General features: G+C 46.0%; 16 protein-coding genes. 8 read left to right on the top strand and 8 right to left on the bottom strand.

Going from position 1 to position 19,658, the window contains the following annotated elements; all coding sequences use genetic code 11:
- Positions 1–29 precede the first annotated feature (29 nt).
- A complete protein-coding gene (locus tag DXB92_RS07040) occupies positions 30–1,373 on the top strand; it encodes an alpha/beta fold hydrolase (RefSeq protein ID WP_117733328.1) in 1,344 nt (447 codons plus the stop codon).
- Between the two features lie 10 nt (positions 1,374–1,383).
- Positions 1,384–2,535 carry an Mbeg1-like protein gene (locus DXB92_RS07035; protein WP_181976956.1) on the top strand — a complete coding sequence of 384 codons (1,152 nt, stop codon included), beginning with the start codon at positions 1,384–1,386 and terminating at the stop codon, positions 2,533–2,535.
- Positions 2,536–2,651: 116 nt separating this feature from the next.
- Here the strand turns inward: DXB92_RS07035 and DXB92_RS07030 are convergent, their stop codons facing one another.
- Entirely contained in the window at positions 2,652–5,483 is a 2,832-nt protein-coding gene (locus DXB92_RS07030) for an RICIN domain-containing protein (RefSeq protein WP_117733326.1), read from the bottom strand.
- Between the two features lie 378 nt (positions 5,484–5,861).
- On the opposite strand from DXB92_RS07030, the gene DXB92_RS07020 reads away from it, so the two are divergent.
- The gene (locus DXB92_RS07020; protein WP_117733324.1) at positions 5,862–9,209 is read left to right on the top strand and encodes a leucine-rich repeat domain-containing protein; all 3,348 of its coding nucleotides are present in this window, start codon (positions 5,862–5,864) and stop codon (positions 9,207–9,209) included.
- Positions 9,210–9,502: 293 nt separating this feature from the next.
- Here DXB92_RS07020 and DXB92_RS07015 read toward each other — a convergent pair whose 3' ends face one another.
- From DXB92_RS07015 to DXB92_RS07000, 5 genes are all read right to left on the bottom strand, one after another.
- Positions 9,503–9,709, bottom strand: a complete 207-nt coding sequence (locus tag DXB92_RS07015) for a hypothetical protein (RefSeq protein WP_117733323.1) — start codon at positions 9,707–9,709, stop codon at positions 9,503–9,505.
- 156 nt (positions 9,710–9,865) lie between these two features.
- Complete coding sequence (locus DXB92_RS14115) at positions 9,866–10,396, bottom strand: leucine-rich repeat protein (RefSeq protein WP_242986620.1); 531 nt, start codon at positions 10,394–10,396, stop codon at positions 9,866–9,868.
- Complete coding sequence (locus DXB92_RS14110) at positions 10,393–10,818, bottom strand: leucine-rich repeat domain-containing protein (protein WP_242986619.1); 426 nt, start codon at positions 10,816–10,818, stop codon at positions 10,393–10,395. Before DXB92_RS14110 ends, DXB92_RS14115 begins: the two co-directional genes overlap by 4 nt.
- Positions 10,819–10,957: 139 nt before the next feature.
- Entirely contained in the window at positions 10,958–11,656 is a 699-nt protein-coding gene (locus tag DXB92_RS07005; protein WP_117733322.1) for a hypothetical protein, read from the bottom strand.
- 54 nt (positions 11,657–11,710) lie between these two features.
- Entirely contained in the window at positions 11,711–11,941 is a 231-nt protein-coding gene (locus DXB92_RS07000) for a hypothetical protein (protein WP_117733321.1), read from the bottom strand.
- Between the two features lie 504 nt (positions 11,942–12,445).
- Between DXB92_RS07000 and DXB92_RS06990 the strand changes: the two genes are divergently transcribed.
- The 5 genes from DXB92_RS06990 to DXB92_RS06965 all read left to right on the top strand — a co-directional run bounded on the left by DXB92_RS06990 (position 12,446) and on the right by DXB92_RS06965 (position 15,125).
- Positions 12,446–12,823 (top strand): hypothetical protein, encoded by a 378-nt coding sequence (locus DXB92_RS06990; RefSeq protein ID WP_117733319.1) that lies wholly within the window; start codon positions 12,446–12,448, stop codon positions 12,821–12,823.
- Positions 12,817–13,173, top strand: coding sequence for an IS66 family insertion sequence element accessory protein TnpB (gene tnpB / locus DXB92_RS06985; protein ID WP_117733318.1), 357 nt, complete (start codon positions 12,817–12,819; stop codon positions 13,171–13,173). Before DXB92_RS06990 ends, tnpB begins: the two co-directional genes overlap by 7 nt.
- A gap of 105 nt (positions 13,174–13,278) precedes the next feature.
- Positions 13,279–13,923, top strand: coding sequence for an IS66 family transposase zinc-finger binding domain-containing protein (locus DXB92_RS06980; RefSeq protein WP_338095205.1), 645 nt, complete (start codon positions 13,279–13,281; stop codon positions 13,921–13,923).
- 134 nt (positions 13,924–14,057) lie between these two features.
- Positions 14,058–14,789 (top strand): IS66 family transposase, encoded by a 732-nt coding sequence (locus DXB92_RS06970; protein WP_117733315.1) that lies wholly within the window; start codon positions 14,058–14,060, stop codon positions 14,787–14,789.
- A gap of 42 nt (positions 14,790–14,831) precedes the next feature.
- The gene (locus tag DXB92_RS06965) at positions 14,832–15,125 is read left to right on the top strand and encodes a hypothetical protein (protein ID WP_117733314.1); all 294 of its coding nucleotides are present in this window, start codon (positions 14,832–14,834) and stop codon (positions 15,123–15,125) included.
- Between the two features lie 540 nt (positions 15,126–15,665).
- Here the strand turns inward: DXB92_RS06965 and DXB92_RS06960 are convergent.
- Together DXB92_RS06960 and DXB92_RS06955 are read right to left on the bottom strand one after the other, a co-directional pair.
- On the bottom strand, positions 15,666–16,049 hold the full coding sequence (locus DXB92_RS06960) for a class D sortase (protein WP_181976953.1): 384 nt from the start codon (positions 16,047–16,049) through the stop codon (positions 15,666–15,668).
- A 118-nt stretch (positions 16,050–16,167) separates the two neighbouring features.
- Positions 16,168–19,593 (bottom strand): leucine-rich repeat protein, encoded by a 3,426-nt coding sequence (locus tag DXB92_RS06955; protein ID WP_117733312.1) that lies wholly within the window; start codon positions 19,591–19,593, stop codon positions 16,168–16,170.
- Between the last annotated feature and the right edge of the window lie 65 nt (positions 19,594–19,658).

Here is a 19,658-nt window from a genome sequence, read left to right as displayed (position 1 = left end):
GAAAAATGTCTGAACAGAGAGGAATACAGATGAAAAAGAATTCGTTAGGCTTTCGCCTGCTTCGGCTGGTGACATTTTGGGTCACAGGAAATCTGACAGCCATTTTTGCCATATGGCACGCCGCTGTCGGTTGGAAAATTCTTGTCGGCATCTTGTGCGGTATCTTGTTCCTGTTCTTCCAGTTTGCCCATGTGCATACCATAGCAGGAGAAAAGAAGCTGGCTTCATTGGCACACGGCTGTGATCTGCTCCGCACCAGCACTGTCTGGTTTTGTCTGGAACTTCTCACTGCCGGTGCACTTTTTCGGGGCGTGAAATTGTTCTGGGTAATTCTGCTGATCGATCTGGGTGTGTTCTCTCTGCTCTGCTGGTTCACAGTGTTTCAGGGGCTGCTGCATATCGCTCTGCACTCCACACAGGTGAAACTGCCGTGGCATGTTGCCCTCTTTTTTCTCTGGTGGGTGCCGCTGCTAAATTTGTTTCTGGTAGGGCATGTCTATCGTACTGCCAAACGGGAATTGCAGCTGGAGTGTGCCAAAGCCGAATGTAACGTTATGCGAAAAGAATCAGAGATCTGCAAGACCAGATATCCGATTTTGCTGGTGCACGGCATCTTTTTTCGGGACTGGCAATTTTTTAATTACTGGGGACGGATTCCGGTAGAACTGATTCGAAACGGAGCAACTATTTTTTACGGAAAACAGCAGTCAGCACAATCGATTTCCGTCAGTGCCAAGGAACTGGCAGCACAAATTCAGTCTGTTATTGCTGAAACTGGTGCGGAAAAGGTCAACGTCATTGCCCATTCCAAGGGCGGTCTGGACTGCCGCTGTGCCATGCAGGAATATGGTGCGGCAAAGTATGTGGCTTCTCTGACAACGATCAATACGCCGCATCATGGCTGTGCCTTTGTGGACGATCTATTGCAAAAGGTGCCGGCAGGTGTGGCACGATGGATCGCAGCAAAGTATAACCGGCTGTTTACAAAACTGGGAGATCAGAATCCGGATTTTCTGGCTGGTGTGCGGGAATTGACTGCCGAAAACTGTCAAAAATTTCATACAGAACATCCCCCTATTTCCGGTGTCTATTATCAGGCGGTGATGTCCAGGATGCACAGTGCATTTTCCGCCCCGTTCCCGCTGTGGCTGGGATATTTCCTGAACCGGCGAAAAGCTGGAGAGAACGACGGCCTGGTACCGGTTGTATCGGCAAAGCTGGAGTGGGCACCTTTTCTCATGGTGCCTGAAACTAAGCGGCGGGGAGTTTCCCACGGGGATATGATCGACCTGAATCGGGAAAATATTCCGGACTTTGATGTGCGGGAATGGTACAGCCAGCTGGTACAAAAGTTGAAACAAAATGGATTTTGAGGTGACTGCAATGAAAACCACGTATGATGCAAATATCTTTACCTATTGCCAGTGGCGGGATGATCTGACCATGCAACAATCGCCTTTCTGTCACGTGGACAATCTGATTTTCTGCTGCCTGTCTTATCTGAACTGGGACGGCATCGCAGAAGGTTTTACCGCAGCGGAATCGATTTCTCTGCGGGATGCAGCAAGGCTCTGGGAACACCGTCCCACCGCAGAACAGAAAGTGCGGGTAGAAACTGACCGTGACCTGCTTCGGCAGACCGCAGCCAGCCGGCGTTTCGGAGAAGTTCGTTTATTCCGTTATGCAGAACAGTTCAGCGAAACCCAGCAGCAGCAATTTTCCGCCACTGCATTTCTGCTGGACAGTGATACCGTTTATGTGGCATTCCGTGGCACAGACAACACACTGACTGGCTGGCGGGAAGATTTCAACTTGTCTTTTCTGCCCTATGTGCCGTCACAGGCAGCAGCGGCGGCGTATCTGCGGGGGATTTTGTCACTGGGATTTTCCAACGTCTATGTGGGCGGACACTCCAAAGGCGGCAATCTGGCAGTTTATGCAGCTGTTCAGATGCAGCCGGAGGATTTTCCGCGGATTCGTGCAGTCTACAACAATGACGGACCAGGCTTTGTGACAGATCTGTTTGCTGAGCCGCAGTTTCAGCAATTGCAGGAACGAGTGTATACCTTTGTTCCACAAGCTTCTGTAGTAGGCATGCTGCTGGAGCATGACGAGGAATATCAGGTAGTTTACAGCACACAAAAAGGTTTTTTGCAGCACGATCCATACTCGTGGTGTGTGATCCGGAACGACTGGTACTATTCCGAGGATACCACCAACACCAGTAAGCTGCTGGATTCCTCGCTGCGGCAGTGGATCCTGGGCATGAAACCGGAGGAGCGAGAAAAGCTGACCGATGCCATTTTCCACATTCTGCAAAGTGAAACCAATGCCCATACCATACAAGATCTGATCGGTGGCGGTGCAGGAACGCTCTCTGGTGTGCTCCGTGCATGGACAGACATGCAGCCGGAAACCCGCCGATTTATGCAAAAAATGCTGACAGAACTGCTGCACTCCGTAGGACAGACGGCAGCATCTCAGCGACGGCTGGAAATGCGGGACGATTTTCATGGAAAGCATGAGGGAACATGAGTAAGCGAATCTTTTGTCATCGCCGGAAAATTGATATTTTGCTGCATGCCTGTTCGGCAGGTACGAACAGGCATTACTCTGTGCAAAGGAAATACTGCATAAAAGTGTACAGGTAGCTATATCACATTATTTCGCAGCAGGCAAAGATCGAATCCGTTCAGAATTCTATCTGCATTCAGATCCCCTGCCTGCCAGTTGGCAAGTTTTGTTTCAGGAAATCCCAACAACCATTTTTGCAGCAACACCACATCTGCCAGATTCGTTTTGCCGTCTGCATTGATGTCACCGGAAATCACAGGCGGTTCTGTAGAAGTTGCAGTAGTGGTGCTAGTTGCTGCGGCTGTTGTCGTATTTGTGGTTGCTTTGGTCGTTGTCGTTGTTGTTACAGTAGTGGTTTCTGTCTTTGTCTGCCATTTCTGACAACTGCTGCCGGTCGGTTCCCATTGCTGCACATTGGCACCGCTTGCAGTGGATGCATCGGCGACTTCTACATAACAGGAATCACCAGAAGCGTGTGTCAAAATGCTGTAGGATCCGTCCAGATTCTTAGTAAACCGGAACAGCTGAGTGCTATCTTTATTGGACCACGCTGCAATTGCCAGATTTCCGCCGTTTTTGCTGCCCTCTGCCTTCAATGCATAATGACTATCCTGCTGTGAGCGAATCCAATAGTAATTGCCAGAGCCAAAGGCACGAAGTGTCCACTTCTGGCAATTCAACCCGTTGGACGACCACTGCTGTACATTTGTATTGTCTGTCATTTTTCCATCGGTAATATCCATTACCAGACCAGAACCAGCGTTTTCAAAGGTATAGATCACATCGGTGTTCATGGAGCAGCCGGGGTCAGTTGTCGGCTCTAAAATCCAATTCTGACAGTTCGCACCGTTGACTTCCCACTGCTGCACATTGGCACCGGAGGTTTGGGAGGCATTTTCTACTTCTACCACAGAATTTCCATTTGAAATATGGGTTCGAATCTGATAGCTGCCGTCCCCGTTTTTTGTCAGCATAAACTTCTGATTGTCACCGCCGTTATATGTGTAAATATCTATATTGGTTCCATTTGCGGCCTTTTTTCCGGCAACGTCCAGCACATATGTTCCGCCGTCCCCTACTGCAGAAACCAGATAGTAGTACCCTTCACCGGCACTGCACAATTTCCAGATGTCGTGAACTGCGATTCCATCTGATCCCCACTGCTGCACATTGGTGCCATTTTTTGCGGCAACACCTGCTACCTGCAAATACAAGCCGGAGTTGACATTGCGAATACGGTAAGCAGAACCCTCGGCAAAAAGTTCTGCCAATGGTGCACTGGGTGATTCTGTATAGCTTGCACTTGGCACACCAGCAACTGCATATCGCAGATACATCATATGATTTCTGTCATTTTGACAGCCGCTGTAGTTCTCACAATAAAACTTTGCCTCATCTGCAGTGCGAGAAATGGTTTTGTAATTGGAAGTTGGTCGCCATGTACAGTCCTGTGCATATCCCTCGATCGTTGTTCGCTTGCAGTTCACCGATTTTGAACCTGTTTCTGCATAAGAGCCGGGATAGGTTACTGTGTTCCAGTCACAGATAACGTTTCCGCCGTCTTCATAATAACAGTTTTCTGCAAAAATCTTAGATGCTGTGTGCACAGTATATGCCATGCTGAATGTTTTCACATAGTTATTCAGCGAATGAAAATAACCGTAACGCATCAGCCCAGGGCCGCGGGTCAAAGTTTTTTCAAAGCGATTGCTGATAATGGACATGCGGGGATAATTATTATAGGTTTTATAAGAGTTTTCATCATCTGCCGGATACCCCAATATCACACCGTATTCGTGAAGTCCGAAAGAGCAGTCTGAAACTGTTGTGTAGTCAGCATCATAGCAGCATGCCAGAAACTTATCCCAGTCTGGTAGTCCGGTAGATGCTGTATTATAATCGCTATGGCCTACAAAGGTGCAGTGATCTACCCAGATGTTCTGTCCAGAGCCGAGATAGACAACAATGGAATCATTGCCGTTGGACTCCGCATCGTGCTGTAGCTCAAAGTTTTTCAGGATCAGATTGTTTCCGGTTCCGTTATTGGAAGATGTACAGAACTGTACATTATACATAGTATGCGCCGCGTAACTGCCGATGATCGTTTTGTTGCTGTGAACATAAATTCGTCCGTCCGGACAATAGTTGCGTCCGGAGGAATCCTTTTGCAGTGCGGTAACACGAATATTTGCCGTGACAACAATGGTATAGGGTATATCAGCGGTAGCATATTTCTTAAGATCGGCAAAAGTGGAAACCTCTACGATTTCGCCGAACAGACCACCAATGTCCCCTGCCTTGATGTTGCCGGTGTTGTCATCAAAGCAATATCCTGCAAAACCCTGTAATCCGTCAGCATTAAGCAGCCAGAGCTGATTGTCTGTTCCGCTGTATTTGGCTAATGTCATGCCGGAAGTTCCCTGCGTCAAGGCAAGAGAAGTATCAGAATAATTCACAATTTTATAGTATAGATCATTGCCCAAATGATCTTGTTTTACGGGAACAACATACCAATGTTGAGATTGTGCTGATTCACTGCCGTACAAAATCACATCTGTTTTGTCAGATACGTTATAATTTCGCGGCGTCAAAAGCCTTCCGGACTGTGCGTTGACTAATTTGAAAAAAGTACCGTTCCCATCCGAACCGACACGATCGAACCGCCATGATGCAGATAAATCACTGCCCAGCGTTTGCAGAGAAAGTGCCGCTCCATCAGAAGTCCCATTTGCTGTCAGAACTTTGGTGCTGTCCTTGCTGGCAAGATGCATCAGCTGTGCCGGATAATCTGTAGAGATTGCCGCTGCCGACAAAACTGTTCCATTCCATTGAAGCAGCGGCAACAGCCAAGCCATCAGCAAAATTAACGACAGGAGCAATACCTCTTTTACGCGAATCCATTGTTTCATACATTTATACCTCCTTGAAATCGATGCACATCTCAAAAGAGCACATCGTCAATGTAGATGATTCTGTCAACAATATTATACTACATTTTGTGAAACATGTCAACACAAAAATCTGTAAGCAGATTGCGTGCAAAGCTGTTTTTCTCACAAAACACGAGAAGTTTGACCTTGACTACTACAAGAACGAAACAACCCCCCCTCCTCTCCAACTTCCAAAAATTGAACGAAATTTCAAAAGATCCTCCGTTTTTCTTGACAAAGAATACCTGATTGTGTTATAATAAGAGTATCAAGAATATGTAATATATTCGAAAACGAAGGAGGCATATTATGAAGAAATAATGGAAACGGCTGGCGGCCCTTTCGTCGGCAGCAGTCATGGCGGCGGGGACGCTGCTGTACTTCCCGACCGATACCCTGCAAAATATCTCGTGGGGGATCACGGCGAGTGCGGAGGAAACAGGTGCAGTGACATGGACAAAAACAGAAGGTGACAACCTGACTTGGACACTGTATGACAACGGCACACTAACCATCAGTGGCTCAGGGGCGATGAAGGATTACTCTTACGATAGTCCTGCATACGGCAATAGTAAAATAAAAAAAGTTGTGATTGAAAATGGCGTCACAAGCATCGGATATTATGCGTTTGACAGTTGCAGCAATTTAGCAAGCATCGAAATTCCGGAAGGTGTCACAAGCATCGGAAATAGTGCGTTTAAGGATTGCAGACGCTTGACAAACATCACGATTCCAGGTAGTGTCACAAGCATCGGATATCATGCGTTTTCTTACACACTTTGGTTAACAAACAAACAAAATGAAAGCCCTCTTGTGATTGTAAATGGGATCTTGATTGACGGCACAGTTTGTTCAGGAGAAGTAACAATTCCGGACGGTGTCACAAGCATCGGAGATTATGCGTTTTCCGGTTGCAGCCGCATGACAAGCATCAACATTCCAAAAAGTGTCACAAGCATTGGAAATGGTGCGTTTTCCATTTGCACTGGCTTAACCAGCATCAACATTCCGGAAAATGTTACAAGTATTGGAAATGGTGCATTTCAGCGTTGCAGCAATTTAGCAAGCATCAACATTCCAAAGAGTGTCACAAGCATCGGAAGCAATGTGTTTCACGACTGCACTGCTCTGACCGAGGTGCTTCTTGAAGGCGGCTCTAAGCTGACGAGCGAAAACCTCGGCGTAAACGAAAGCATAATCAGAACCCGCTGGAACGAAGACAACTTGACCTGGACACTCACCGCCGACGGCACAATGACCATCAGCGGCTCAGGGGCGATGAAGGATATTCCTGCATACAACAAAAGCAACATAAAAAAAGTTGTGATTCAAAATGGCGTTACAAGCATCGGAAAGTATGCGTTTTCCAATTGCAGCAGCTTAACAGACATCACGATTCCAGATGGTGTCACAAGCATTGGAAATGGTGCGTTTAGGCATTGCAGCGGTTTAACAAGCATCACGATTCCAGAAGGTGTCAAAAGCATCGGAGCGTTTGCGTTTTTCGAATGTGCTGGATTAACCAGCATCACCATTCCAAAAAGTGTCACAAGCATCGGAGTTGGTGCGTTTGACAGTTGCACCGGCTTAACTGGCATCAACATTCCAGAAGGTGTCAAAAGCATCGGAGCTTTTGCGTTTTCCGAGTGCACCAATTTAACAGACATCACGATATCAAATAGTGTCACAAGCATCGGAGAATCTGCGTTTTCTGGTACACCTTGGTTAACAAACAAACGGCAGGAAAACAACTCACTTGTGATCGTAAGTGGGATTTTGATCGATGGAAGAACTTGTTCAGGAGAAGTAACGATTCCGGACGGTGTTATAAGCATCGGAAATAATGCGTTTCAGAATTGCACCGGCTTAACCAGCATCAAAATTCCGAAAAGTGTCACAAACATCGGAGAATTTGCATTTTCCGGCTGCGGCGATTCGCTTGAAATTACGGTTCCCTGCGATTCTACGCTGACAAAAAACGCTTTCGGAGATGCATCTGAAAAGGTAAAACATCGTCATTCTCTCATCAAAACCGATGCCAAGGATGAGACTTACACCGAAGCCGGAAACGTGGAATACTGGACCTGTGAGAACTGCAAAAAGCATTTCCTGTCTGATGAAACCGATGCAGAAGCTGCCAAAGAGGTGGAGCTGTCGGCAACGGTGAAACCTGTTCCGGTTCAGGTTGCCACAGCGACCACGCAGATCAAGTGCGTTTACGGTCAGGACATGGACGAAATTAACTTGCAGGATTACGTGAAAAATGCCGATGCAGTGGGAGAAGTTTCCGTCAAGGTTGCAACTGGTTCCACCATGCTGGACGGCATGCAGCTGGACGGCAGCAAGCTTTCCGGCAAGCCCACAAAGGTGTACACAAACGGCAAGGACGTGACCTTTACATTTACCGCGAAAAACGGCAACACCGCAGACCTGACTTTGCATTTCCTGGTGGCAAAGGCTGACCCGACAGTGAAAGTGACCGTGGACGGTGACAGCCACACCGAGGGTGATCTGGTAGAAAAGCTGGGGCTAAGCATCAGCAAGGACAGCACCAAGGGTGCGGCAAAGATTGTCAGTGAACTCAAAGCACTGGCTGCCGGTAAAAATACTCTGGCATGGGAGTTCACCCCGGAGGACAGCGAGAACTATAATGTTGTGACCGGCACGGTTGTGGTAAATGCACAGACAACAACCACAACAACGACCACCACAACTGCTACGACAACGACGACTACCACAAACGAAACGACTTCCACAACAAAGGAAACAACTGCCACCAGCGGAACGACCGCAACAACCAAGGCAACGACTGCCATCAGCGGAATGACTTCTGCGACCAAGGCAACGACTGCTACCAGCGGAACAACTGCGACAACTGAGGAAACTACTACTACAAACGAAACAACTGCAACAACTGAAGAAACTACTACCATAAACGAAACAAGTGCAACAACCGAAGAAACCACTACAAACGAAACAACTGCAACAACTGAGGGAACTACTACTACAAACGGAACAACTGCAACAGCCGAAGAAACTACTACCACAAGCGAAACAAGTGCAACAACTGGGGAAACTACTACAAACGAAACAACCGCAACAACCGAAGAAACTACCACAAACGAAACAATCGCAACAACTGAGGAAACAACTACCACAAACAAAACAACCGCAGCAACTGAGGCAAGCACTGTTACCACAAACGAAACAACCGCAGCAACAGGGGAAACTACTACAAACGAAACAACTGTAGCAACCAAGGCAACAACTTCTGCAACTCAAACAACCACAATCACCAGTACTTCCAACACAGAATCTACTGCTGCAACATCGGCAACCACGATCACAACGGCAGCAACTACAAGCGTGACCAATATTGCAGACGATGATCTTTGCAGCTGGGCACTCAACGATTATCTGAAAAAAACGGGAGTGATTGCCGTAAATGCAGAAATCACTGCACGCTCGGAGAATGCATATGAGATTACGCTGACCGACTTAAACGGCAATGTGCTGGACGTTTACACCGTTGATCCGAAGACCGGTACTGGTACGGATTCTTCCAACGCAGAAGTTAACCTGCCTCAGACCGGAAACAACTCCATGACAAACTGGCTGCTGTGCGTGGGTGCGGCACTGTTCATGGCATTCGGATTCGGTGCGGTGAAGGCATCGGGTGTCTTCAAACGGAAAGAGGATGAGTAAGACCAAAAAGCAGTGGACGATCTTGTGTTATAAAAATCGATACCAAGATTGCAAAGGGTTAGAAAACAGAATCGACAGACTGTAATAAGAAAGCACCGGATCGTCCTAATCGACAGGAAGATCCGGTGCTTTTTGTATATGAAAAAGTTGCTTTTTCCCTCTGCAGTGGGAGCCTCTGGAATTTTCTGTTCTTATTTTCCGCTTTCTGCAAGTTTTCGCCCGTGATTAGGGCATGAAAAAGCACCTCGTGAGAGATGCTTTGAAAATATTTTTGCTATGCCATTGTTACTTGCTCATACCTTTTCGACAGACACGATGTCCGGCATTTCGATCATAACATAGCGGTCGCCGACATCAAGTTCCAACTCGTCTTTTTTTGATTCAGTGTCAAGTTCATCTTCAAATCCAGTGATGACACCAATAAAAGACTGTGCATCAGCAGTTGTGATTTTCACTTTTGTTTCAAAATCGAAATACGGAGCAAAATCTTTCATTACCATATCATTTCACTCTTTATAGATTTTATTCCCAACCGCATCCCCTGTTACGCCTATTATATCACTGCTGCCCCAATCTGTCAACAAGGGCGTAGAATTCGCCGGACACTTTCACAAGGGTTCTGTGCTGGGTAGTCGCTGTCAGCTCTTTCTGCTCTATCACAGCCGGAACTTCTTGGAAATCTCCGTATACGCCCCGATCTCGTCCTTATGGTGAATCAAGGTCAGATAGATCTCCTGCTGCTTGGTGTCGATGGCATACTGGATATACTTGTCCACGTTTTTCTTGGTGATTAAATCCGTCTTTTCCAGAAGTACCTGAATCAGCTCCAGATTGCCGCTGTCGATCAGTGATTTTACGCCTTTGGTGAGCATTTTTTTCACATACGCTTTGGCATCTGCACTGTCGTACCAGTCAACCAGTTTTACAGCAAGCTGAATTTTCAGATCCAGCGGTATCTTTACTTCTGAATCCAGTTTTCCAGTCTGAAGTATTTTTCTCGCTGCAATAATGTCTTTTCCAGTTCCCTCGTAGCTACCAACCACAAAATACTTTTCATCGGATACAGCTATTTTAATGTTTTGACAGCCATAAAACACATATTTCCCAATCCAGGTCACTCTGTTCGGAATGGTGATGCTGGTCAGGCTTGTACAGTCCTTAAACGCACGGTCTCCAATTTTGGTCACGCTGTCCGGAATCGTGATGCTGGACACTCATAAAACGCATCACATCCAATACTGGTCACGCTATTGGGAATCGTGATGCTAGTCAAACTTGTACAGTAACTAAACGTACTGTCTCCAATCTTGGTTACGCTGTCCGGAATGGTGATGTTAGTCAGGTTTGTACAACCTTCAAACGCCCAATCTCCAATCCTGGTCACGCTGTTCGGAATCGTGATGCTGGTCAGGCTTGTACACCAACAAAACGCATCTTCTTCAATCCTGGTCACGCTGTCCGGAATCGTGATGCTGGTCAGACTTTTACAGTCATAAAACGCATATCCCCCAATACTGGTCACACCGTCCGGAAGCACAGCCTTTTTGCCTGTACCAGTATACTTTATCAGCACACCATCTTTAATCTGAAAATCACTATTATTGCTCATTTTGGAAACGTCTCCTAAAATATTTTTATCATTACAAATTCATTACTACTATTATACACTTTCTTGTGACTAAAATCAAGAATTATTTTGAAATTTGCTGAAAAATGCCGTTGATCGTATGCTGTGAATTGCTTTTCGGTCATACATTGTCAGTTGGTTCTGTTCCAATCAGCGGAACTTCTACCACCGGTTCTTCAAACCAATTCACACCGGTCCGAAAACGTAATGTTGTGAAATCTCCGGTCATTTCATTTCTATAGATCGCATTGTCAAAATCATCGTACATAACATTTACAAAGTGCATCTGGAGCAATGCGTCTTTGTCGAACTGCTGCAGGAATTCCAGAGAATCATAAAAATCTTCCCGCACGAAAGTAATCGTATCTTTTGTGAAATTATACATAGATGCACGAACTTCTATACGAATCTGATCCTCTTCATGATACTCAAACTGGTCGAAAGGAACACAGCGTTTTTGCGGATCCGGCTCACGATCGCCCAAAAATATACCCGAATCCAATATAAAGTACTCTTCTTTCCCTCTTATGTAACACAGTTCTTCGATAAAACTGTCCGGGTTTTTACCTTTGAGGATTTTGATTGTTTTTTCATCAAACACCCATGAACAGCTGTAATATTTTATCATATGTGCAAGCACGTTTTCCTTTTTCTCTTGAAAAAGCTCCATCCAGCCTTTTAGTTTCATGGTAATTTCTGCCGTAAAAGCATCATCGACACCCCATTCTGTTTTTCCGTTGTATTCCGAAAGCGGAAGCTTTTGAGAGCTTACTGCACCACACGACCAGCAGAAACTGCTAAGATCAGCACTGCCGGACATCAGGGCGTAAGAGCCATTGTGAAGTGCTTCGATTTTTCTTAAAATGCCACTGATCTAAAAAGTCAACCATCTGCACAGACAGCTGTATCCCGACTTCAGATGATACTCTGTGTAGTCCGGTTGCACATCCTCAGAAAATTCACTCCACACAACATCTTCCTGTGAAACCGCATTCTTCTCCTCAGCATCTTGAAACAGTTCCCGCAGCTGCCGCAAAATTGCCTGTGCTTCTGGTGTGTTGGTGTAAATTCGAGCAATTGCCCGAAACAATCCTAATTGAGCCATTTGAATTTCCTCCTGTTAAAACGAGCTTTGTTTCTTTTGATATGGATATTATACTATTTCAGCTTTTCAAATTTGATACAACTAGAAATTTTTCTGAAAAATTTTTTCATAGGCAATACCGCACAAAGATTGTGCGACAGATGCGTCGTCAAATTTTTCGTCAGATGAAACAAAAAGCGGAGTGAATACTGGATGTATTCACGAGCATTTTTGTGAAATATGACGGGAAATTTGCAAGCAGATGGCGTGCAAAGTCGCCGGACGCTCTTTGTGTGGCATTGCCTTTGGGTGCATTTTTGCCCACAAAAAAACGTTTACGCAAACAGAAAACCGGTTCAGTGGAAAATCTGAGCCGGCTTTTTTGCTTTTGAACACGTTCCAAAGAACGATTACTTTTTGAAATCCACATTGTTTTGTAACCGCCAACCATTTCCAGCCCTGTCCAAAAGAGATAAAACGAGGTATAATGACTCCAAAAGGGAATAACCCGAAGGAGTTGAGGGAATGGCAACGATCAAGCAGTTAAAAAACGAGCTGAGGCATAAACGATGGGCGGAAGAGATAGCCGAGTGCCAGAACAGCGGAACGAAAATAAGCGAATGGTGTCAGATAAAGGGTATCAGCTGCAATACATATTACAGGCGGCTTCGAATAGTAAGGAATGAATTCCTTGAGCGCTCAGAATCACCGCTGCGGGAAATAGTACCGCTGAGTATAGCGATAACACCGACAACAAAAGAAGAGCCTATTGCAGCAGAAAAATCACTTGATCACAAAAGCGAAAAGATCTTCATTCGTAAAAACGGAATGGAAATAGAACTTCCGCAAAGCACAGAAGAACATACGCTGCTCGCACTGCTGAGAGCATTACAGCAATGCTGAAGGAATTATCTGCTGAAAATATCTACATCGTCTGCGGACATACGGATATGAGAAAGTCCATTGACGGACTTACAGCCATCGTCCAGCAGCAGTACAAGCTTGATCTTTTTTCAAGCAGTGCATTTCTGTTCTGCGGAAGGCGCAGGGACCGTCTTAAGGTGCTGCTGTGGGAAGCAGACGGATTTATTCTGCCGTACAAACGGCTTGAAAACGGAAAATTCAACTGGCCCCGAAGTGAGCAGGAAGTCCGTAACCTGACCCGTGAGCAATACATATGGCTTATGCAGGGCTTGTCAGTAGACCAGCCCAAGGCTATCAAAAAAGTAGAAGGCGGAGTTGACATCTGCTGAGTTTTGCACAGTGGAAACGCACATAAATGTGGAGTATATTTCTCTTTTGAAATATGAAGCGGCAATGCAGAATTAGAATCAGAAAAAACTAAACTTGAAAAGAAAATAGAAAAAAAAGACCTCCGTATCGAACACCTGACTGAGCTTGTGCTGAAACGTAATAAAATGCTGTTCGGACAGAAAAGTGAAAAGGCAAAATTCATAAACGACGGACAGCTTGCATTTGAAGGGATATTCAATGAAGCTGAGGCTGAGGCGGCTGAGCCGGCTGAGCCGACCATAGAAAAGGTCACAAGGAAGTCAAATAAAACAGGACAGCACCGCGGCAGAAAAGAGATAAGAGCAGACCTTGAAACAAAGAAGATAGTATATGAACTGTCCGAAGATCAGCGTATCTGTGAAGAGTGCGGAGATACACTTGTTCCGTATTCCGAAGAATGTATCACAACGAGGATAGCTGTTATCCCCGAAAAGGTCTACAAGATAGAATACTACCGCAAGGTCTACAAGTGCAGGAACTGCGACAAAAGTGGTATCAAGTCAAATATTGTAAAGGCAAAAAACCAAATGCCTGCCTGCATAATCGAAAAGGGACTTCCCGATGCAAGTCTTGTCGCAGATATTATGCAGAGAAAGTATCAGCTTGGTGAGCCGCTGTACCGTCAGGAAAAATACTGGGAGTTTCAGGGAATATATCTTAAGCCGCACTTCAATGGCAAACTGGATCATCAGGGGTGCGGAATGGTTTAGACCTGTTATTGATATGCTCTGGAAGTACGCATATCTTGAGCCTGTACTAAATGCAGACGAGACTTCAACAAGAGTCCTGAAAAAAGACGGGAAGCCCACAAAGAAAAAAGGACAGATGTGGATAGTCTGCACAGGTGCGTCCGCTTCAAAAAAGAACATACCGTGACAGCAGAGGCAAAATAGTCGCAGAGGAGCTTCTGAGCGGCTACACGGGAGTTGTGCAGGCAGACGGACTCCAGTCCTACGGCAGCGGAAATTATGAGAATGCAGGCTGCTGGGCGCATGCACGCCGAAAATTTGTGGATAGTATCCCCGAAGGAGACACTGCCTGTCCTTCGGCACAGATAGTTGCCCTGATTGATAAGGTGGCAGAATTTGAACGGGAGGCTAAAAAGGCTGGATATACTGGAGAGAAGATACTTGAAATGCGGCAGAAAAAGATAATGCCTCTGCTGGATCAGGTATATGAGATAATTGAAAATCTTCGACCGGGTAAAGGCACTCATCTTTACACGGCGGTCACTTATGCCCGAAATCAGAAAGACAAGTTGTATTTGTTCCTGAGCAATGCAGAGGTTGAAATGACCAACAATCTTGCAGAGAGAACGGTCAAGCCCTATGTCATCAACCGCAAGAATTTCCTGTTCAGCGATACAGAAAAAGGTGCAGATGCAAGTGCAGCAGTTATGAGCATCATAGAAACGGCTAAGAGAAACAAACTTGATGTTTACGGCTATTTACTGCATCTTCTGACAGTTCTCCCTGAATGGGGAGATGCACCCACAGACGAACAGATAAAAAGCGTTATGCCATGGAGTATGGCTCTGCCTGCTTATTGCAAACAAACATACAGTGAGATACAGTAAGCGTTACAGTGTGCATACAGTTTGAGTTAAGGGTGACAATTAATGGAACATCACGATCTCGATATTGATCCGATTCCCAAAGAATCCAAACCACTATTCATCAACGAGCCCTGGCTGATTGACAGGTCTCTTCAATGGATCCGGGAAACCGGTTATGATCCAACTCCGTTACCGGACGATGATAATATCCGTGTGTATTTGCCTATGGATATCTGCAAATCTGCAATTCTGCGCCGCTTGGCTGATGTTATTTCGCTCTACGGTCATGCAGCCGAAGCAAACGAAATGGATTTTTCTTATGATGTCAATTCTCTTATCTCACAGATAGATATATGATCAGGTGTGGTTTGTACGACATTGCCCAAAGCATGGCAGGCATAGCACTGAAGCTATTGATCTGGTAAAAGAATTTGTCCGGAGACTGGAGGATATTCCAATAGATGATGCTGTATTGTTCCCGTATGATACAATTGATGAATTGAAGAAAGAGTATCTCAGGATAGACTGCGATTGAGTATTCACATTCAGTTTGATAAATACAGTAACATACAGTTTTTGTTACAAAATGATACATGAGCCGAGCAAAATTCCCTCGGCTCATTTTTGATATGTGGCTTGGTTTGTTTGGCACTTACGTTGTTTTTGCTGGTTTTTGGGCATAAAAAAGCACCTCTAAATTGTATCAAAATAGAGGTGCAAGTATGGTGGAGGCGATGCTTACAGTGGTAAAATCACTTATTTGCAACCTTTCAAAATGGGAAAAGTCCGAAACTGCGTGGATTTCTTGTGCTTTCTACTTAATCGCTTTAACTGGGTTACGATGTTAATGGGTTTCACTTAGTTACGGTCATTCATTAGTTAGGCAAACCGAAAAGATCAATCCAGCAGTCCAACCACAACCTGTCGCTGTGTTCCGTCATCGGTACAGGTGATGACGGTGATTCTGTCATCGCCGAAATCATCAAGCACCCAGACGGCATCCGGATCGACGATTTTGCTTTCGGTCACAGTGTAATGATACACCTGCTTTTGCTTGTCATACAGCGTGATTTCCATGCCGATCTCCACATTTTTCAAGTTGTTGAAATATTCTTTGTACAGTGTGCTGCTGTGCCCGGCAATGCAGTAATTGCCCTTGCCAAAATCGCCGCTGTCCTTGAAATGCCCTGCCGCTTTGGCAAGCGTTTCATTGTCAGTTCCCTCTAAAATGGGGGCTTTGATGTTCAGATCTGCAATTTCCACAACTGGATTGTTTTTCATCAGCATTTGTTTTTGATAAAGTCGGTAGCACTTTCTCACACCGAAAAATCCAAGGATGCTGACACCAATCAAAATTGCAATCAGTCCTGAGAGAAACATCCCCCACTGCTTTTGGGTCTTACTCATCCTCTTTACGCTTGCGGATACCAGATGCCTTCACCGCACCGAATCCGAATGCCATGAACAGTGCTGCACCCATGCACAGCAGCCAGTTTGTCATGGAGTTGTTTCCGGTCTGAGGCAGGTTAACTTCTGCGTTGGAGGAATCCGTACCGGTGCCGGTTTTCGGATCAACGGTGTAAACGTCCAGCACATTGCCGTTTTCGTCGGTCAGCGTGATCTCATATGCATTCTCCGAGCGTGCAGTGATTTCTGCATTTACGGCGATCACTCCCGTTTTTTTCAGATAATCGTTGAGTGCCCAACTGCAAAGATCTTCGTCCGCAATATTGGTCACGCTTGTGGTAGTTGCTGTTGTGATCGTGGTTGCCGATGTTGCGGCGGTGGATTCTGTGCTGGAAGCACTGGTGGTCATAGTTGTTTCACTTGCGGTAGTGCTTTCCTTTGTTGTTGTGGTTGTTTGAGTTGCGGAAGTCGTTCCGTTTGTAGTAGCGGTAGTTGCCTTGGTCGCAGAAGTTGTTCCAGTTGTTGCGATTGTTTCATTTGTAGTAACAGTGCTTGCCTTGGTTGCTACAGTTGTTTCGTTTGTAGTAGTTTCCCCAGTTGTTGCACTTGTTTCGCTTGTGGTAGTAGTTTCTTCGGCTGTTGCAGTTGTTCCGTTTGTAGTAGTAGTTCCCTCAGTTGTTGCAGTTGTTTCGTTTGTGGTAGTAGTTGCCTCAGTTGTTGCAGTTGTTTCGCTTGTGGTAGTAGTTGCCTCGGTTGTGGCAGTCGTTTCGCTTGTTGCAGTAATTGCCTCGGTTGTTGCAGTTGTTTCGTTTGTAGTGGTTTCTTCGGTTGTGACAGTTGTTTCGTTTGTGATAGTTGTTTCCTCAGTTGTTGCAGTTGTTTCGTTTGTGGTAGTAGTTCCCTCGGTTGTTGCGGTTGTTTCGTTTTTGGTAGTAGTTTCTTCAGTCGTTCCGCTGGTGGCAGTTGTTGCCTTGGTCGTGGAAGTCGTTTCGTTTGTAGTTGTTGTCGTAGTAGTTGTGGTGGTCTGTGCATTTACCACAACCGTGCCGGTTACAACGTTATAGTTTTCGCTGTCCTCCGGGGTGAACTCCCACGTCAAGGTGTTTTCACCGGCGATCAGTTTCTTGAGCTTGCTGACGATCTTTGCCGCACCCTTGGTGTTGTTTCCGCTGAGAATCAGCTTCAGCTCGCTCACCAGATCGCCCTCGGTGTGGGTGTCGCCGTCTACGGTCACTTTCACTGTCGGATCAGCCTTTGCCACCAGGAAATTCAAAGTCAGGTCTGCGGTATTGCCGTTTTTCGCGGTAAATGTAAAGGTCACTTCCCTGCTGTCCGTGTACGCCTTTGCAGGCTTGCCGGAAAGCTTATTGCCGTCCAGCTGCATGCCGTCCAGCATGGTGGAACCAGTTGCAACCTTCACGGAAACGCCGCCCACTGCATCGGCATTTTTCACGTAATCCTGCAGGTCGATCTCTTCCATGTCCTGACCGTAAACGCACTTGATCTGCGTGGTTGCTGTGGCAACCTGAACCAGAACAGGTTTCACCGTTGCCGACAGTTCCACCTCTTTGGCAGCTTCTGCATCGGTTTCGTCAGACAGGAAATGCTTTTTGCAGTTCTCGCAGGTCCAGTACTCCACGTTTCCGGCTTCGGTGTAAGTCGCATCCTTGGCATCGGTTTTCACGAGAGAATGACGATACTTTACTTTTTCAGATGCATCTTCGAAAGCGTCTTTTGTCAGCGTAGAATCGCAGGGGACCGTAATTTCGGTCAAATTGCCGCAGCCAGAAAATGTATAAGTTCCAATGCTTGTGACACTCTTTGGAATGCTGATGCTAGTTAAGCCAGTGCAGTTGTAAAACGCAAAATTTCCGATGCTTGTGACACTACCTGGAATCGTGATGCCTGTTAAGCTGCTGCAACCGGAAAACGCACCATTTCCGATGCTTGTGACACTACCTGGAATCGTGATGTCTGTCAAACTTCTGCAATCGGAAAACGCAGAATCTCCGATGCTCGTAACGTCCTCTTCAATCACAACTTTTTTTATGTTGCTATTGTCGCATGCAGGGCTATCGTAAGAGTAATCCTTCATCGCCCCTGAGCCGCTGATGGTCATTGTGCCGTCGGCGGTGAGTGTCCAGGTCAGGTCGCCTTCGTTCCAGTAGGTTCCGATTATGCTTTCGTCTACGCCGAGGTTTCCGCTCGTCAGCTTAGAGCCGTTTTCAAGAAACACCTCGGTCAGCTTGTAGCAACTGAAAAACACAAACTCTCCGATGCTTGTGACACCTTCTGGAATTTCGATACTGGTTAAGCCGGTGCACCACTCAAACGCAGAATCTCCGATGCTTGTGACACTACCTGGAATCGTGATGTCTGTCAAGCTTCTACAACCAGAAAACGCATATTCTCCGATACTTGTAACGCCATCTTCAATCACAACTTTTTTTATGTTCTCATTGTCGTATGCAGGGCTATAATAAGTATTGTAATCCTCCTTCATCGCCCCTTTGCCGCTGATGGTCATTGTGCCGTCGGCGGTGAGTGTCCAGGTCAGATTGTCTTCGTTCCAGTAGGTTGCGATTTTGCTTGCATCTACGCCGAGTTGTCCGCTTGTCAGCGTAGAGCCGTTTTCAAGAAGCACCTCGGTCAAAACAGTACAGCCGCCAAACACATTGCTTCCGATGCTTGTGACACTCTTTGGAATGGTGATGCTGGTTAAGCCAGTGCAATACTTAAACATACCATTTCCGATACTGGTGACACTTTTTGGAATGGTGATGCTGGTTAAGCCGGTGCAATTGTAAAATGCATAATTTCCGATGCTTGTGACACTCTCCGGAATCGTGATGCTTGCTAAACTACTGCAATCAGAAAACGCACTCATTCCGATGCTTGTGACACTACCTGGAATCGTGATGTTGGTCAAGCTGCTGCAATGCTCAAACGTATTATTTCCGATGCTTATGACGCTTTCCGGAATTTCAATGCTTGTTAAACTGCTGCAATACTGAAACGCATTCTTTCCGATGCTTGTGACACCACTCGGAATTTCGATGCTTGTTAAACTGCTGCAATAGAAAAACGCAAAATCTCCGATGCTTGTAACGCCGTCTTCAATCACAACTTTTTTTACGTTGTCTTTCTTTTGGGTTGCAGGGCTATCGTCAGTAATATAATTCTTCATCGCTCCTGAGCCGCTGATGGTCATTGTGCCGTCAGCGGTGAGTGTCCAGGTCAGGTTGTCTTCTTTCCATGTCTGCGATCCCGATTCTGTCCCTTCACCTGTTTCCTCCGCACTCGCCGTGATCCCCCACGAGATATTTTGCAGGGTATCGGTCGGGAAGTACAGCAGCGTTCCCGCCGCCATGACTGCTGCAGACGAAAGAGCAGCCAGCCGTTTCCATTGTTTCTTCATAATACGCCTCCTTTGTTTTCGAATATATTACATATTCTTGATAGATCTATTATAACATGATCAGG

It is taken from the genome of Ruminococcus sp. OM06-36AC, from assembly GCF_003438725.1.
In the GTDB taxonomy this organism is placed as follows: Bacteria; Bacillota; Clostridia; order Oscillospirales; family Ruminococcaceae; genus Ruminococcus_C; species Ruminococcus_C callidus.
Note: the sequence above shows the minus strand (reverse complement) of the source record. Positions and strands in the feature narration are given on the sequence as shown.

Bases quoted from the DNA above. Each gene is read 5' to 3' on its own strand.
- DXB92_RS07005 (WP_117733322.1), bottom strand. From the start codon at position 11,656: ATGTCCGGCAGTGCTGATCTTAGCAGTTTCTGCTGGTCGTGTGGTGCA.
- DXB92_RS06955 (WP_117733312.1), bottom strand. From the start codon at position 19,593: ATGAAGAAACAATGGAAACGGCTGGCTGCTCTTTCGTCTGCAGCAGTC.
- DXB92_RS07030 (WP_117733326.1), bottom strand. From the start codon at position 5,483: ATGAAACAATGGATTCGCGTAAAAGAGGTATTGCTCCTGTCGTTAATT.
- DXB92_RS07035 (WP_181976956.1), top strand. From the start codon at position 1,384: ATGAAAACCACGTATGATGCAAATATCTTTACCTATTGCCAGTGGCGG.
- DXB92_RS07000 (WP_117733321.1), bottom strand. From the start codon at position 11,941: ATGGCTCAATTAGGATTGTTTCGGGCAATTGCTCGAATTTACACCAAC.
- DXB92_RS07015 (WP_117733323.1), bottom strand. From the start codon at position 9,709: ATGGTAATGAAAGATTTTGCTCCGTATTTCGATTTTGAAACAAAAGTG.
- DXB92_RS07040 (WP_117733328.1), top strand. From the start codon at position 30: ATGAAAAAGAATTCGTTAGGCTTTCGCCTGCTTCGGCTGGTGACATTT.
- DXB92_RS07020 (WP_117733324.1), top strand. From the start codon at position 5,862: ATGGCGGCGGGGACGCTGCTGTACTTCCCGACCGATACCCTGCAAAAT.
- DXB92_RS06965 (WP_117733314.1), top strand. From the start codon at position 14,832: ATGGAACATCACGATCTCGATATTGATCCGATTCCCAAAGAATCCAAA.
- tnpB (WP_117733318.1), top strand. From the start codon at position 12,817: ATGCTGAAGGAATTATCTGCTGAAAATATCTACATCGTCTGCGGACAT.
- DXB92_RS06990 (WP_117733319.1), top strand. From the start codon at position 12,446: ATGGCAACGATCAAGCAGTTAAAAAACGAGCTGAGGCATAAACGATGG.
- DXB92_RS14110 (WP_242986619.1), bottom strand. From the start codon at position 10,818: ATGAGCAATAATAGTGATTTTCAGATTAAAGATGGTGTGCTGATAAAG.
- DXB92_RS06960 (WP_181976953.1), bottom strand. From the start codon at position 16,049: ATGAAAAACAATCCAGTTGTGGAAATTGCAGATCTGAACATCAAAGCC.